At 74.3% G+C, this 14,356-nt stretch carries 15 protein-coding genes and 1 pseudogene; 11 read left to right on the top strand and 5 right to left on the bottom strand.

Annotated elements, in window-relative coordinates; translation table 11 throughout:
* Positions 1 to 23: 23 nt before the first annotated feature.
* On the bottom strand, positions 24 to 659 hold the full coding sequence (locus tag F3L20_RS23790; RefSeq protein WP_150156087.1) for a TIGR03085 family metal-binding protein: 636 nt from the start codon (positions 657 to 659) through the stop codon (positions 24 to 26).
* Between the two features lie 84 nt (positions 660 to 743).
* Between F3L20_RS23790 and hisI the strand changes: the two genes are divergently transcribed.
* From hisI to lgt, 11 genes and pseudogenes are all read left to right on the top strand, one after another.
* Complete coding sequence (gene hisI / locus F3L20_RS23785; RefSeq protein WP_145825264.1) at positions 744 to 1,187, top strand: phosphoribosyl-AMP cyclohydrolase; 444 nt, start codon at positions 744 to 746, stop codon at positions 1,185 to 1,187.
* Between the two features lie 11 nt (positions 1,188 to 1,198).
* The gene (locus tag F3L20_RS23780) at positions 1,199 to 2,716 is read left to right on the top strand and encodes an anthranilate synthase component I (protein WP_150156086.1); all 1,518 of its coding nucleotides are present in this window, start codon (positions 1,199 to 1,201) and stop codon (positions 2,714 to 2,716) included.
* A 49-nt stretch (positions 2,717 to 2,765) separates the two neighbouring features.
* A complete protein-coding gene (locus F3L20_RS23775; RefSeq protein ID WP_150156085.1) occupies positions 2,766 to 3,407 on the top strand; it encodes a TIGR02234 family membrane protein in 642 nt (213 codons plus the stop codon).
* A gap of 183 nt (positions 3,408 to 3,590) precedes the next feature.
* Positions 3,591 to 3,842, top strand: a complete 252-nt coding sequence (locus F3L20_RS23770; RefSeq protein ID WP_150156084.1) for an HGxxPAAW family protein — start codon at positions 3,591 to 3,593, stop codon at positions 3,840 to 3,842.
* 82 nt (positions 3,843 to 3,924) lie between these two features.
* Positions 3,925 to 4,345, top strand: a pseudogene (locus F3L20_RS23765) (DUF2752 domain-containing protein).
* Between the two features lie 119 nt (positions 4,346 to 4,464).
* A complete protein-coding gene (gene trpC, locus F3L20_RS23760; RefSeq protein ID WP_145825259.1) occupies positions 4,465 to 5,271 on the top strand; it encodes an indole-3-glycerol phosphate synthase TrpC in 807 nt (268 codons plus the stop codon).
* A gap of 22 nt (positions 5,272 to 5,293) precedes the next feature.
* The gene (trpM, locus tag F3L20_RS23755) at positions 5,294 to 5,452 is read left to right on the top strand and encodes a tryptophan biosynthesis modulator TrpM (protein WP_145825258.1); all 159 of its coding nucleotides are present in this window, start codon (positions 5,294 to 5,296) and stop codon (positions 5,450 to 5,452) included.
* Between the two features lie 183 nt (positions 5,453 to 5,635).
* Positions 5,636 to 6,919 carry a tryptophan synthase subunit beta gene (gene trpB / locus F3L20_RS23750; RefSeq protein WP_150156083.1) on the top strand — a complete coding sequence of 428 codons (1,284 nt, stop codon included), beginning with the start codon at positions 5,636 to 5,638 and terminating at the stop codon, positions 6,917 to 6,919.
* Positions 6,916 to 7,731 carry a tryptophan synthase subunit alpha gene (trpA, locus tag F3L20_RS23745; protein WP_145825256.1) on the top strand — a complete coding sequence of 272 codons (816 nt, stop codon included), beginning with the start codon at positions 6,916 to 6,918 and terminating at the stop codon, positions 7,729 to 7,731. Before trpB ends, trpA begins: the two co-directional genes overlap by 4 nt.
* A 96-nt stretch (positions 7,732 to 7,827) precedes the next feature.
* Positions 7,828 to 8,604 carry a thioredoxin domain-containing protein gene (locus F3L20_RS23740; RefSeq protein ID WP_167534590.1) on the top strand — a complete coding sequence of 259 codons (777 nt, stop codon included), beginning with the start codon at positions 7,828 to 7,830 and terminating at the stop codon, positions 8,602 to 8,604.
* Between the two features lie 87 nt (positions 8,605 to 8,691).
* Positions 8,692 to 9,705 carry a prolipoprotein diacylglyceryl transferase gene (lgt, locus tag F3L20_RS23735; protein WP_150156082.1) on the top strand — a complete coding sequence of 338 codons (1,014 nt, stop codon included), beginning with the start codon at positions 8,692 to 8,694 and terminating at the stop codon, positions 9,703 to 9,705.
* A 57-nt stretch (positions 9,706 to 9,762) separates the two neighbouring features.
* On the opposite strand, the gene F3L20_RS23730 is transcribed toward lgt, so the two are convergent.
* Genes F3L20_RS23730 through F3L20_RS23715 form a run of 4 tightly spaced genes read right to left on the bottom strand, consistent with a single transcriptional unit; the run spans position 9,763 to position 14,355 of the window.
* Entirely contained in the window at positions 9,763 to 10,593 is an 831-nt protein-coding gene (locus tag F3L20_RS23730) for an HpcH/HpaI aldolase/citrate lyase family protein (RefSeq protein WP_145825254.1), read from the bottom strand.
* Entirely contained in the window at positions 10,590 to 11,813 is a 1,224-nt protein-coding gene (locus F3L20_RS23725; protein WP_150156081.1) for a CaiB/BaiF CoA transferase family protein, read from the bottom strand. Before F3L20_RS23725 ends, F3L20_RS23730 begins: the two co-directional genes overlap by 4 nt.
* Positions 11,810 to 13,186 (bottom strand): ADP-ribosylglycohydrolase family protein, encoded by a 1,377-nt coding sequence (locus tag F3L20_RS23720; RefSeq protein ID WP_150156080.1) that lies wholly within the window; start codon positions 13,184 to 13,186, stop codon positions 11,810 to 11,812. Before F3L20_RS23720 ends, F3L20_RS23725 begins: the two co-directional genes overlap by 4 nt.
* Positions 13,174 to 14,355: an ADP-ribosylglycohydrolase family protein gene (locus F3L20_RS23715; RefSeq protein WP_150156079.1), complete on the bottom strand. Its 1,182-nt coding sequence runs from the start codon at positions 14,353 to 14,355 to the stop codon at positions 13,174 to 13,176. Before F3L20_RS23715 ends, F3L20_RS23720 begins: the two co-directional genes overlap by 13 nt.
* Position 14,356: the final 1 nt, after the last annotated feature.

Below are 14,356 nucleotides of genomic sequence, written 5' to 3'. Positions count from 1 at the left end.
GAGCTGTGCCTTTCCGGAGCGGATCAGATGCCGAGCTGTTTCGAGGCGCGCAGCTCGGCGATCGCGTTCTCGTCGCCGTCCAGCTCGACCTTCGCCGCGCTCTGCCGGCCGTACGCGAACATCACCAGCTCGCTCGGCTGTCCGGTCACCGTCACCACCGGCGTCCCGCGGCGCGCCACCGCCGTCTGGCCGTCCGGGCGGCGCAGCACCAGGCCGGTCGGCACCCCGCGGCCCATCAGCCGGGCCGACCGCTCGAGCCGCGACCACAGGGCGTCCTGGAACACCCGGTCCAGCTCGCGCGGGGTCCAGTCCGGCTGGGCCCGGCGCACGTCCTCGGCGTGGACGTAGAACTCGATCACGTTCGACATCTCGTCGACCTGCTTGAGCGAGAAGGGCGAGAAGCGCGGCGGGCCGGTGCGGATCAGCCCGATCAGCTCGTCGTACGGCTTCGCCAGGAACTCCGCCGTCACCCGCTCCAGACGCGACGCCAGCTGCTTCACCAGCAGACCGCCCGCCGCGTCCGGGCGGCGCTCGCGCACCACCACGTGGGCGGCCAGGTCCCGGGTGGTCCAGCCCTCGCAGAGGGTGGGGGCCTCGGGGCCCGCGGTCTCCAGCAGGTCGGCCAGGAGGAGTCGTTCACGCTTGGCATGGGTCGACATGCCAGCCAGCCTACGGCGGGCCGTCACGTCCGGACAGTGGACGACCGCGCAGGGGGACCGGGGGCGGGCGGCACAATGGTTCCCATGACCAGCCAGCCCGCCCGCCGCCCGGCCACCGCCCCTCAAGGAGGCGCTTCGCGCCACAGCGCTCCGCCCAGCCGCCTCGACCCGGAGATCGCCGCGCGCCTCAAGCGCACCCCCGACGGCCTCCTGCCCGCCATCGCCCAGCAGTACGACACCGGAGAGGTGCTGATGCTGGGCTGGATGGACGACGAGGCGCTGCACCGCACCCTCACCACCGGCCGCTGCACCTACTGGTCGCGCAGCCGCCAGGAGTACTGGGTCAAGGGCGACACCTCCGGACACTTCCAGTGGGTGAAGTCGGTCGCCCTGGACTGCGACGCGGACACCGTGCTGGTCAAGGTCGACCAGGTGGGCGCCGCCTGCCACACCGGCGACCGCACCTGCTTCGACGCCGACGTCCTGCTGAAGGACGCCGGTACCGGCGCGCCCGCCGCGGATCAGTAGGGTCTGCCGCCATGGACCTCGAGACGTTCCGCAAGCTCGCCACCGACCGCCGGGTCATCCCGGTCACCCGCAAGCTCCTCGCCGACGGCGACACCCCGGTCGCGCTCTACCGCAAGCTCGCCGCCGAACGCCCCGGCACCTTCCTGCTGGAGTCCGCCGGTGGGGGCACCTCCCAGGCGTTCAGCACTGGGGGAGGGCGCGCCTGGTCCCGGTACTCCTTCGTCGGCGTCCGGTCCGCCGCCACCCTCACCGAGCGCGACGGGCAGGCGCACTGGGAGGGCACCCCGCCGGTCGGCGTGCCCGTCGACGGCGACCCGCTCGCCGCGCTGCGGGCCACCCTGCAGACCCTGCACACCCCGCGCGACCTCGCCCAGGACCTCGGCCTGCCACCCTTCACCGGCGGCATGGTCGGCTACCTCGGCTACGACATCGTGCGCCGCCTGGAGAAGGTCGGCCCCGGCGAGCGGGACGATCTGAAGCTCCCCGAGCTGACCATGCTGCTCACCAGCGACCTCGCCGTGATGGACCACTGGGAGGGGTCGGTCTGGCTGATCGCCAACGCGATCAACCACAACGACCTGGAGACCGGCGTCGACGAGGCCTACGCCGACGCCGTCGCCCGCCTGGACGCCATGGAGGCCGACCTCACCCGCGCGGTGGCGCAGCCCCCGGCGGTCCTGCCCCCGTCCGAGCTGCCCGAGTACACCGCCCTGTGGGGCGGCCCCGACTTCCGGGCGGCCGTCGAGGACGTGAAGGAACGCATCCGCGCGGGCGAAGCCTTCCAGGTCGTCCCCTCCCAGCGGTTCGAGACCCCCTGCACGGCCAGCGCCCTGGACGTCTACCGGGTGCTGCGGGCCACCAACCCCTCGCCGTACATGTACCTGTTCCGGTTCGACGGCTTCGACGTGGCCGGCTCGTCCCCCGAGGCGCTGGTGAAGGTCGAGGACGGGCAGGCCATGGTCCACCCCATCGCCGGCACCCGGCACCGCGGCACCACCCCCCAGGAGGACCAGGCGCTCGCCGACGACCTGCTCGCCGACCCCAAGGAGCGCGCCGAGCACCTGATGCTCGTCGACCTCGGGCGCAACGACCTCGGACGGGTCTGCGAACCCGGCTCCGTCGAGGTCGTCGACTTCATGTCGATCGAGCGGTACTCGCACGTGATGCACATCGTCTCCACGGTCACCGGCCGGGTCGCCCCGGACCGCACCGCCTTCGACGTGCTCACCGCCTGCTTCCCGGCCGGCACGCTCTCCGGCGCGCCCAAGCCCCGCGCCCTGCAGATCATCGACGAACTCGAACCCTCCCGGCGCGGTCTGTACGGCGGCTGCGTCGGCTACCTCGACTTCGCCGGGGACTCCGACACGGCCATCGCCATCCGCACCGCGCTGCTGCGTGACGGCACCGCGTACGTGCAGGCCGGCGCGGGCATCGTGGCCGACTCCGACCCGGTCGCCGAGGACACCGAGTGCCGCAACAAGGCGGCCGCGGTCCTGCGCGCCGTCCACACCGCGAACCGGCTGGGGTGACGGCCGCCACCCCACCCCGGATGCCGTAACGGTTGGGGTTCAGGCGATAGTGGTTGACGTGACTGCCGTACCTACCCCCCGTTCCGAGCCCGCCGGCCCCGCCCGGGCCGGCCGCACCAGCCTCGCCGTGGCCCTGCTGAGCGGCGCCCTGGGCGCGGCCGTGGCCCTGCTCGCCACCCGGCAGCAGTGGTCGGAAGGCACCGCGACGGTGGCCGGCGGCGCGTTCCCGCTGACCGCGAAGGGCAGCGACGTCACCGGCGTGCCCGCCGCCCTCGCCGTCGTGGGGCTCGCCGCCCTCGTCGCCGTCTTCGCCGTACGCCGGGCCGGCCGGCTGGCCGTCGCCGCGGTGCTCGCCCTCTCCGGAGCCGGCACCGTCGCCGCCGCGCTGCTCGGGGCGTCCGACGCCTCGGCGCTCGACGCGAAGGCCGCCGAGGCGTCCGGGGACACGTCGGCGACCGTCGGCGCCCTCTCGCACACCGCCTGGCCGTACGTGGCCGCCGTCGGCGGACTGCTGCTGCTGGTCGCCGGTCTGCTCGCGCTCCGCTACGGGCGCCTGTGGCCCGCCATGTCCGGGCGCTACGAGCGCGGTGGCGCCCCCCGCCCCCGCCGGGCGGCCGCCCCGGCCGACCCGGACCGCCCCGAGGACCTCTGGAAGGCCCTCGACCGGGGCGAGGACCCGACCGGCTCGTAGGGCCTGTCCGACACTTTCCGTCTGCTGCGCGACGCCGTGCACGCAGCAGACGGAAACGGTCGGACAGGCCCTGGGACACGCGCCCCCGCCCGCCCGACCCCCGGCGCACGACGGCCGGGCGTGTGCGGGACAATGGGGACGAGCGTCCCGCTCACCCACGCACACGGCAACGAGGAGCAAGCAATGGCGGGCAGCAGCCACGGTCACACCCCGGCCGCCTGGACCGGTGTCATCATCGCCTTCATCGGTTTCTGCGCCGCGGGCGCGTTCATGGTGATGGACCAGCCCGTGGGCTTCTGGGCCGGACTGGGTGTCGTCCTCCTCGGTGGCGTCGTCGGCGCCGTCATGCGCGCGATGGGCATGGGCCAGCCGAAGAGCCACCACCCGGTGCACGAGATGACCGGCGACCGCGAGCCGGCCCGCGCCCAGGGCTGAGCCCCGCGGACCAGACCCCGACGGGGGCGGTGGCCGGCGTGTGCCGGTGCCGCCCCGCGGCGCGTCCGGGGAGAATGCACCCGTGAACGCCCCCAGCACGCACGCGTCCCGGCCGGGCGGCCCGGCTGGCCGTCCCGCCGGCCTGCTCGCCGCCGTGGCCGGAACCTTCGCCTACGTCGCCGCCGTCGACCCCAACGAGCCCGGCCACTACCCGGTCTGCCCGCTGCTGCACCTCACCGGCCTGTACTGCCCCGGCTGCGGCGGACTGCGCAGCGCCCACGCCGTCGCCCACGGCGACCTGCTGACCGCGCTCCAGGCCAACGCCCCCGCCGTCCTCGGCTACGCGGCCTTCGCCGTGCTGTGGACCGTCTGGTGGTGCGGACGGCGCGCGGCAGGCCCTTCCGGCTCGACCCGCCCCCCGCGCTGGTGTGGTCGGCGGCGCGTTGCTGCTGGTCTTCACGGTGGTCCGGAACACGCCGTTCGGTGGCTGGCTGCACCCTTGAACAAGCGGTGATCGTCCAGGTAATGGACCGCGTGTCAGCCGGATGCGGGGCATTCGCCCTGCTCCGGATACCATCGCAGGGACCAGCCAAGCCCGACCGTCAGGAAGGGGGCCGCTCGCGTGAGTGTGCTCGACGAGATCATCGACGGAGTCCGTGCCGACCTGGCGGAGCGGCAGGCGCGCGTCAGCCTCGACGAGCTCAAGGAGCGCGCGGCCAAGGCGCCCGCGGCCAAGGACGGCGTGGCCGCCCTGCGCGGCGACGGCGTCAAGGTGATCTGCGAGGTCAAGCGCTCCAGCCCGTCCAAGGGCGCGCTGGCCGCGATCGCCGACCCGGCCGCCCTCGCCGCCGACTACGAGGCGGGCGGCGCCGCCGTCATCTCCGTCCTCACCGAACAGCGCCGCTTCGGCGGCTCGCTGGCCGACCTGGAGGCCGTCCGCGCCAAGGTCGACATCCCGGTGCTGCGCAAGGACTTCATCGTCACCTCGTACCAGCTCTGGGAGGCCCGCGCCTACGGCGCCGACCTGGCGCTGCTGATCGTGGCCGCCCTGGAGCAGTCCGCCCTGGAGTCGCTGATCGAGCGCGCCGAGTCCATCGGGCTCACCCCGCTCGTCGAGGTCCACGACGAGGACGAGGTCGAGCGGGCGGTCGACGCCGGCGCCAAGGTCATCGGCGTCAACGCGCGCAACCTCAAGACCCTCGAGGTCGACCGCGGGACCTTCGAGCGGGTCGCCCCCGAGATCCCCGCCCACCTCGTCCGGGTGGCCGAGTCCGGCGTGCGCGGCCCGCACGACCTCATCGCCTACGCCAACGCCGGTGCCGACGCCGTCCTGGTGGGCGAGTCCCTGGTCACCGGCAAGGACCCGAGGACGGCGGTCTCCGACCTGGTGGCGGCGGGCGAACACCCCGCCCTGCGCCACGGCCGCTGAGATCTCGCTAGGCTGACCCCCGATGACGCTCTCCCGACTCGCACGTGGCTGCCGGCCCCGCGGCTGCCGTGCCCCCGCCCGCCGGGTGCACGGCCGCAGGGTCCGCTACGTCATCGGCGACGAGCCGGGCCAGGTGAACGGCAGACGATGGCAGCGCCCCGTCAGGGGCGCGGGGCTCTGACGACATGCGGCTCCGCCGCGTGGACGTGAACAACCACACTCGGCGTGTGACCGACGGCCGGCCTCCGCCCCGGAAGGGGCGCGGGGAACCGCGCGACCGGCCACGCACGACCCGCGGTCGACGAACCACCCCCGCCCCCACGGCGCCCAGTGTCTTCCATCGCACTCACCGTGAGGTACACGCATGCCCAGCACCTTCTTCATCCCCGACCCGGAGGGCCACGTCCCCTCCGGCGAGGGCTACTTCGGCGCCTTCGGCGGCAAGTTCATCCCCGAGGCCCTCGTCGCGGCGGTCGACGAGGTCGCCGTCGAGTACGACAAGGCCAAGGCCGACCCGGAGTTCGCCCGGGAGCTCGACGAGCTCCTGGCCCACTACACCGGCCGCCCCAGCGCCCTCACCGAGGTACCCCGCTTCGCCGGGCACGCCGGGGGCGCCCGCGTCTTCCTCAAGCGCGAGGACCTGAACCACACCGGCTCACACAAGATCAACAATGTGCTCGGCCAGGCCCTGCTCACCAAGCGCATGGGCAAGACCCGGGTCATCGCCGAGACCGGCGCCGGGCAGCACGGCGTGGCCACCGCCACCGCCTGTGCCCTGTTCGGCCTCGAGTGCACGATCTACATGGGCGAGATCGACACCCGGCGCCAGGCGCTCAACGTGGCCCGGATGCGGATGCTCGGCGCCGAGGTCATCGCCGTGAAGTCCGGCAGCCGCACCCTGAAGGACGCCATCAACGAGGCGTTCCGGGACTGGGTCGCCAACGTCGACCGCACCCACTACCTGTTCGGCACCGTCGCCGGCCCGCACCCCTTCCCGGCCATGGTCCGCGACTTCCACCGCGTCATCGGCGTGGAGGCCCGCCGCCAGCTCCTGGAGCAGGCCGGCCGGCTGCCCGACGCCGCGATCGCCTGCGTCGGCGGCGGCTCCAACGCCATCGGCCTGTTCCACGCCTTCATCCCCGACGAGGGCGTCCGCCTGATCGGCTGCGAGCCCGCCGGACACGGCATCGAGAGCGGCGAGCACGCGGCCACCCTCACCGCGGGCGAGCCCGGCATCCTGCACGGCTCCCGTTCCTACGTCCTGCAGGACGACGAGGGCCAGATCACCGAGCCGTACTCGATCTCCGCCGGCCTGGACTACCCGGGCATCGGACCCGAGCACGCCTACCTCAAGGACAGCGGCCGCGGCGAGTACCGGGCCGTCACCGACGACGCCGCCATGCAGGCCCTGCGCCTGCTGTCGCGCACCGAGGGCATCATCCCGGCCATCGAGTCCGCGCACGCCCTGGCCGGCGCCCTGGAGGTCGGCAGGGAGCTCGGCGAGGACGGGCTGATCGTCGTCAACCTCTCGGGACGCGGCGACAAGGACATGGACACCGCGGCCCGCTACTTCGGGCTGTACGACACGGACGCCGAGGTCGGCGAGGACGCCGCCGGCACCGCCGAGATCGAGGGGGACGCCAAGTGAGCGGGAACGTGCGGTTGCTGAGCGACACCCTGGCCGCGGCGAAGGCCGAGGGCCGTGCCGCCCTCATCGCCTACCTCCCGGCCGGGTTCCCGACCGTGGACGGCGGCATCGAGGCGGTCAAGGCCGCGCTGGAGGGCGGCGCCGACGTCGTCGAGGTGGGGCTGCCGCACAGCGACCCCGTCCTGGACGGCCCGGTCATCCAGACCGCCGACGACATCGCCCTGCGCGGCGGGGTGAGGATCGCGGACGTGATGCGCACGGTGCGCGAGGCCCACGCGGCCACGGGCGCGCCGATCCTCGTCATGACGTACTGGAACCCCATCGACCGCTACGGCGTGGAGCGGTTCACCGCCGAGCTGGCGGAGGCCGGGGGCGCCGGGTGCATCCTGCCCGACCTGCCGGTCCAGGAGTCCTCGCTGTGGCGGGAGCACGCCGAGAAGCACGGGCTGGCCACGGTCTTCGTGGTGGCGCCCAGCAGCAAGGACGAGCGGCTCGCCGAGATCACCGCGGCCGGCAGCGGCTTCGTCTACGCCGCATCGCTCATGGGTGTCACCGGCACTCGCGCGTCGGTCAGTTCCCAGGCCGAGGACCTGGTGCGGCGCACCCGCGCCACCACCGACACCCCCGTCTGCGTCGGGCTCGGCGTGTCGAACCCGGAGCAGGCCGCCGAGGTCGCCCGGTTCGCCGACGGGGTGATCGTCGGCTCCGCCTTCGTCAAGCGGATGCTGGACGCGCCCGACGACGCCGCGGGCGTCGAGGCGGTCCGGGCCCTCGCCGGTGATCTGGCCAGGGGAGTGCGCGGGCAGGTGTGACCCGTCGGCCGTGCGAGGCGGGCCGTGGGGTCCCTCGTACGGGTGGACCTGGGACCGGGGAGGCGCTGGGCGCCTCCCCGGTTCGTTCTGCGGGGTGTGAGCGAGAAGAACCGTGAGGGAAAGCGCACCGCCCGTGAGCGGCTGGCGGTCGAGCGTGAGAAGCAGAAGGCGGCGGACAGGCGGCGCCGCACCCTGATCGTGGGTGCGAGCGTGGTGTGTGTCCTGGGGCTCGCGGCCGTGATCGGCGTCGTCGCGGCGAACTCGGGCGGCGACGACGAGAGCAAGGCGTCCGGTCCCGTCGTGGCGCCTTCGGGCGCGCAGGGCAAGGACGGCCTGGCCATCCCCGTCGGCAAGGAGGACGCCAAGGCCACGCTCACGGTGTGGGAGGACTTCCGCTGCCCCGCCTGCAAGGCCTTCGAGCAGACCTACCGCTCCACGCTGAACGAGCTGACCGAGGCGGGCAAACTGAAGGTCGAGTACCACCTGGTCACGCTGATCGACGGCGGCCTCGGCGGCAGCGGCTCCCTCAGCGCGGCCAACGCGGCGGCGTGCTCCCAGGACGCGGGGAAGTTCACCGAGTACCACGACGTGCTGTTCGAGAACCAGCCGATGGAGAGCGACGACGCCTTCTCCAGCGACGCCAAGCTGTTCGACCTGGCGAGCAAGGTGGACGGACTCGACACCCCCGCCTTCCGCACCTGCGTCGAGGACGGTACCCACGACAGCTGGGTGGTCAAGTCCAACGAGGCCTTCCAGAAGGGCGGCTTCAGCGGCACCCCCACCGTGCTGTTCGACGGCAAGAACATCTACCAGGACCGCTCCATGACGCCCGAGAAGCTGAAGGAGATGGTCGAGGAGGCCAACAAGTCCTGAGGGGCGTGTCTCCGAGGGGCCTGTTATGGAGCCGTAGCCGGACCGCCTGCCGCGCGGGCCGTCCGGCACGGTAGCGTCGACCCTGCCATGGAACTTGCCTACATTCCCAGCCCGTCGAGCGGGGTGCTGTACCTCGGCCCCGTTCCGCTGCGCGGCTACGCGTTCTGCATCATCATCGGCGTCTTCGTTGCCGTCTGGCTCGGCAACAAGCGCTGGATCGCCCGGGGCGGGCGGGCCGGCACGGTGGCGGACATCGCTGTCTGGGCCGTGCCGTTCGGTCTGATCGGCGGCCGGCTCTACCACGTGATCACGGACTACCAGCTGTACTTCAGCGAGGGCCGTGACTGGGTGGACGCCTTCAAGATCTGGGAGGGCGGCCTCGGCATCTGGGGCGCCATCGCCCTGGGCGCGCTCGGCGCGTGGATCGGCTGCCGCCGCCGCGGCATCCCGCTGCCCGCGTACGCCGACGCCATCGCCCCCGGCATCGCCCTCGCGCAGGCCATCGGCCGCTGGGGCAACTGGTTCAACCAGGAGCTGTACGGGCGGGCCACCGACGTGCCGTGGGCGGTGGAGATCACCTCCTCCTCCGACGGCCGGGTGCCGGGCACGTACCACCCGACGTTCCTGTACGAGTCGCTGTGGTGCGTCGGCGTGGCGCTGCTGGTGATCTGGGCCGACCGGCGCTTCAAGCTCGGCCACGGACGCGCCTTCGCGCTGTACGTCGCCGCGTACTGCGCGGGCCGCTTCTGGATCGAGTACATGCGGGTCGACGAGGCGCACCACGTCCTCGGCATGCGGCTGAACAACTGGACCTCGATCCTCGTCTTCCTGCTCGCGGTGCTGTACATCGTGCTGTCCGCGCGGAAGCGGCCGGGCCGGGAGGACACGGTCGAGCCCGGCGCGAGCGACGGCGACGGACCGGCCGACGGGGAGAAGAAGGCCGACGACAAGAAGGCCGACGCCGCCGAGGAGGGTGAGACCCCGTCCGCGAAGGAGCGGGCGGACGCGCCCGCCGAGGACTCCGGCGCCTCCACGGACTCCGGCGCCTCCACGGACTCCGAGGAGTCCAAGGACGGGGCCGGGTCGGCCAAGAAGGGCTGACCGCCCGCCGTACATCCGCCGAGGGCGCCCGGGGAGACCCCGGGCGCCCTCCGCGCGTCAGCGTTTGTGGGCCAGGGACAGCGTGCGGTGGGCCGCCGCCACCACCGCCGCGTCCACGAAGGTGCCGTCCGGGAGCGCCTGGGCCCCCCGCGTGGCCGCCGCTGCCTTGAGCACCGTCTCCGCCTGCTCGATCTCGCGCGCCGTCGGCAGGTAGGCGCGCTCGATGACCGGGAGCTGGCGCGGATGGATCGCGGCGCGGCCCAGGAACCCCAGGGCGCGGCCCCGCACGCAGGACGCCTCCAGGCCCTCCAGGTCGCGGATGTCCGGGTGCACGGACTGCGTGGGCGGGGCCAGCCCGGCCGCGCGGGCCGCCACCACCACCCGGGCCCTGCACCAGTCCAGGCCGGAGTCCTCGCGCACCCCGAGGTCGGCCCGCAGATCCGCCTCTCCGATCGCGATGCCGCGCAGGGCCGGGTGGGCGGTCGCCACGGCGTGGGCATGCTCGATGCCCAGCGCGGTCTCCAGCAGGGCGTACAGCGGCGGGGAACCGCCCCGCGCGGAGACGGTCCGGCGCGCCACGCGCACCACGTCGGCCGGCGAGGACACCTTGGGCAGCCGCAGCCCCGACAGGCCGGGGGCCGGGGCGACGGCCGCCAGGTCGGCCGGTCCCCAGGGGCCGGTGAGGGCGTTGACGCGTACATGGACCGGCACCGGCTGCGGGTCGCGCAGCAGCTCGGCGGTGGCGCCGCGGGCGTAGGCCTTGCGGTCGGGCGCGACCGCGTCCTCCAGATCGACCACCACCACGTCGGCCCCCGAGACGAGCGCCTTCGCCACCACCGCCGGACGGTCGCCCGGGGCGTACAGCCAGGTCAGCGGGAAGCCCGTCACAGGGCGCCCTCCGCGCGCAGTTCCGCGAGCTCGGCCGGGGTGAGACCCAGCTCGGTGAGGACCTCCTCGGTGTCCGCGCCGTGCGGGCGGCCCGCCCAGCGGATCGCGCCGGGGGTGCCGGAGAGCCGGAAGAGCACGTTCTGCATGCGCAGCGGACCCAGCTCCGGGTCGTCGACCGTGGTGATCGTGCCCAGCGCCTGGTACTGCGGGTCCGCCATCACGTCCCGTACGTCCTGGACCGGGGCGACGGCCGCCTCCGCCTTCTCGAAGGCGGCCACGACGTCGGCGCGGGTGTGCCGGGCGATCCAGCCGCCGACCGCCTCGTCCAGGACGTCCGCGTGCCGGGCCCGGCCCTCGCCGGTGGCGAACCAGGGCGCGTCGATCAGGTCGGGCCGGCCCACCAGCACCATCACCCGCTCGGCGATCGACTGGGCCGAGGTGGAGACGGCGACCCAGGTGCCGTCGGCGGTGAGGTACGTGCCGCGCGGGGCGTTGTTCTGCGAGCGGTTGCCGGTGCGGGGCTGGACGTGACCGAGCTGGTCGTACCACGTGGGGTGGGGGCCGAGGGCGCTGAGGATCGGCTCGATCAGGGCCGTGTCGACGACCTGCCCCTCACCGGTGCGGTCGCGCCCCGTGAGGGCGGTCATGACCGCGTAGGCCGTGGTGAGCCCCGCGATCGAGTCGGCCAGGCCGAACGGCGGCAGCGTGGGCGGGGCGTCCGGTTCGCCGGTGAGCGCGGCGAAGCCGCTCATCGCCTCGGCGAGGGTGCCGAAGCCCGGCCGGCGCGCGTACGGGCCGAACTGGCCGAAGCCGGTGACCCGGGCCAGGATCAGCCCGGGGTTGGCGGCGGACAGCTCGGGCCAGCCCAGGTCCCACTTCTCCAGGGTGCCGGGGCGGAAGTTCTCGATGACCACGTCGGCGGTGCGCACCAGGCGCAGCAGGGTGGTGCGGCCGCCTGGCGTGGACAGGTCGAGGGTGATGGTGCGCTTGTTGCGGCCGAGCACCTTCCACCACAGGCCGATGCCGTCCTTCGACGGCCCGTGGCCCCGTGAGGGGTCCGGTCTCCTCGGGTGCTCGACCTTGACGACCTCGGCGCCGAAGTCGCCGAGCAGGGTCGCCGCGAGGGGGCCGGCGAAGAGGGTGGCGAGGTCCAGGACGCGCAGACCGGTGAGCGGGGGAGCGGCGGGGGCGGCGGCGGCCGGTTCGGGGGGTGTCGTCATGGGCGGGACGCCTCCAGGTGGGTCAGACGGGCCAGGGTGTCGAAGCCGGTGCCGTCGAAGTCGCCGACGGAGGTGGCCAGGCGGTTCTTCAGCGGGGCCGTCCAGCGTTCGGGCAGCGCGCGGGGCGAGCCGGCCAGCAGCCCGGCGACGCTGCCGGCGGTGGCACCGACCGAGTCGGTGTCCCAGCCCCCGGACACCGCGCGGCAGACCGAGGCGGTGAAGTCCCCGTCGGCGTGGGTGAGGGCGGCGGCGAGCAGGGCCGTGTTGGGGACGGCGTGCACCCAGTGGTGGGTGGCGCCGTACGCCGCGTGCAGCAGGTCGACGACGGTGTCGAAGCCGGTGTGTTCCCGGGCCAGCCGTACGGCGTCACGGACGGCCATGGCGAGCCGGGAGCGGGGCGGGACGACGGTGAGGCCCGTGCGCAGACAGGCGTGCACGTCGTGCTCACCCGTGGCCGCGGCGGCGATGACGGCGGCGGTGAACATCGCCGCGTAGACGCCGTTGGCGGTGTGGGTGAGGACGGCGTCGCGGTGCGCCTGCGCGGCGGCGGCGCCCGGGTCGCCGGGGTTGGTCCAGCCGTGGACGTCGGCGCGGATCAGGGCGCCGATCCACTCGCGGAACGGGTTGCGGTGGCGGGCGGTGAGCGGGGGTTCGAGGCCGTCGAGGAGGTTGCGGTAGGCGACGCGCTCGGCGGTGAAGGTGCGGCCGGCGGGCAGCTCGTCGAGCCAGACGCGGGCCACGTCGGCGGTGCCGAAGCGACGGCCGTGGCGCCGCAGCACGAGCAGCGCGAGCAGCGGGTAGTTGAGGTCGTCGTCCTCGGGCATGCCGTCGATGTTCTCGGCGAGCGAGGTGGCCGCGGAGCGCCGGTTCCAGGGGTGCGCGGCCAGCAGCTCCGCGGGGACGCCCCGGGCGGTGAACCAGTCGTTCAAGGGCCAGTTGCCGGCGGCGCGGGCGAGGGCGCGGATGGCCGCGAGGGGGAGCTTCTCCACCGGCTTGCCCAGCAGGCAGCCGGCCGACCTGCCCAGCCAGGCGGCCTCCAGCCGGGCCTCGAACGCGGGCCCGTCCCAGGCCGGCGGGGCGGCGGGTGAGGCGGGCCAGTCCGGGCACAGGGCCCTGACGGCGGAGAGGTCGGTCGGCTCGTCGTCCGCCAGGGTGCTGGGCAGGTCGGCCAGTTCGTCCAGCAGGTCACCGGCCAGCAGCCGCAGACAGCGGGAGGCCGGCCGGGGGGAGGCGCCGGCGGCGGAGGGGGCCGGCGGGCCGCCCGCCGCGAGCCAGCGGGCGGCGACCGCCGACGGCTCACGGCCGTCCAGGGCGGCCTGGCGCAGTTCGTGGCCGACGAGGTCCTCGGGCTGGACCCAGGTCAGTCGGAGCATCCGGCCCCTCCCAGCTGTGCGAACGCCCGCTCGTGGGCGCGGCGGCGCTCCACGTCCCGGGCGAAGACCTCGCGGGCCACCTCGGTCAGCGCGGCGGCCGGCTCCCACAGGTCGAGGCGGCTGGCCGCCGCCACCGTCTTGGCCCACTCCTCGGGGACGGGCGAGCCGAGCGCGCCGGTCACCGCCCCGGCCATCGTGGCGATGGAGTCGCAGTCGCGGCCGTAGTTCACCGCGCCCAGCACCGCGTGCCGGGCGTCGCCGCGCGCCACCAGCACCATGCCGAGGGCGACCGGCAGCTCCTCGATCGCGTGCAGCCGGGATGGGCGCCGGGCACCCAGCGAGGGGGAGCGGTAGTCGGGGCCCACGGTGTCGTAGGGGGCGACCGCCGCGCGCAGCGGACCGAGTGCCGACTCGAAGTCGGTGTGCCGCTCCGCCTCCGCGCAGACCCGCTCGATCGCCTCCCGGGTGCCGTCCTTGGCCAGGGACAGGCACGCGGCGACGACCGACTCCGGGGTCGCCCCGGGCGCGCAGGCCGCCGCCACGGCCGCCGCGAACACCCCGGCCGCCTCCCTGCCGTACGACGACTGGTGGGCGCCCGCGACGTCCAGGGCCTCGGCGTACGCGGCGGCCGGGTGGGCCGCGTTGACCAGCCCGACCGGGGCCATGTACATCGCGGCGCCGCAGTTCACGATGTTGCCCGCCCCTGCCTCGCGCGGGTCCACGTGGCCGTAGTGCAGCCGGGCCACCAGCCACTTCTCGGCGAGGAAGATCCGGTGCAGCGGGAGCGTCTCCGCCTCCAGCTCCGGGATCCAGCGCGGGTTCGTCATCAGGTCCGGCACCAGGTGGTCGGCGACCGCGTAGGCGTCCAGGTGGTCGCGGACCCGTGCGTACACCCGGACCAGCGCGTGGGTCATCAGGGTGTCGTCGGTGACGTGGCCGTCGCCCTTGTGGTACGGCGCGACGGGGCGGGCGGTGCGCCAGGCGTCGCCGTTCCACGGGCCGACCACGCCGTGCACGCGGCCGCCGTGGCGCTCGGTGATCTGCTCGGGGGAGTACCCCTCGACCGGGCCGCCGAGGGCGTCGCCGACGGCCGCCCCGACCAGGGCCCCGGTGATCCGTTCCGCCAGGGAAGGCGTGCTTGTTCGGTCTTCGGTGGATTCGCGTGTCATG

This window comes from Streptomyces tendae, from assembly GCF_008632955.1.
Classification (GTDB): Bacteria; Actinomycetota; Actinomycetes; order Streptomycetales; family Streptomycetaceae; genus Streptomyces.
The sequence above is the reverse complement of the archived record's forward strand: the minus strand, read 5'-3'. Positions and strand labels throughout refer to the sequence as shown.

Excerpts from the sequence above, each read along its gene's own strand:
- F3L20_RS23790 (WP_150156087.1), bottom strand. The coding sequence starts at position 659 with ATGTCGACCCATGCCAAGCGTGAACGACTCCTCCTGGCCGACCTGCTG.
- hisI (WP_145825264.1), top strand. The coding sequence starts at position 744 with ATGACCAGCCAGCCCGCCCGCCGCCCGGCCACCGCCCCTCAAGGAGGC.
- F3L20_RS23780 (WP_150156086.1), top strand. The coding sequence starts at position 1,199 with ATGGACCTCGAGACGTTCCGCAAGCTCGCCACCGACCGCCGGGTCATC.
- F3L20_RS23770 (WP_150156084.1), top strand. The coding sequence starts at position 3,591 with ATGGCGGGCAGCAGCCACGGTCACACCCCGGCCGCCTGGACCGGTGTC.
- trpM (WP_145825258.1), top strand. The coding sequence starts at position 5,294 with ATGACGCTCTCCCGACTCGCACGTGGCTGCCGGCCCCGCGGCTGCCGT.
- trpB (WP_150156083.1), top strand. The coding sequence starts at position 5,636 with ATGCCCAGCACCTTCTTCATCCCCGACCCGGAGGGCCACGTCCCCTCC.
- lgt (WP_150156082.1), top strand. The coding sequence starts at position 8,692 with ATGGAACTTGCCTACATTCCCAGCCCGTCGAGCGGGGTGCTGTACCTC.
- F3L20_RS23725 (WP_150156081.1), bottom strand. The coding sequence starts at position 11,813 with ATGACGACACCCCCCGAACCGGCCGCCGCCGCCCCCGCCGCTCCCCCG.
- F3L20_RS23720 (WP_150156080.1), bottom strand. The coding sequence starts at position 13,186 with ATGCTCCGACTGACCTGGGTCCAGCCCGAGGACCTCGTCGGCCACGAA.
- F3L20_RS23715 (WP_150156079.1), bottom strand. The coding sequence starts at position 14,355 with ATGACACGCGAATCCACCGAAGACCGAACAAGCACGCCTTCCCTGGCG.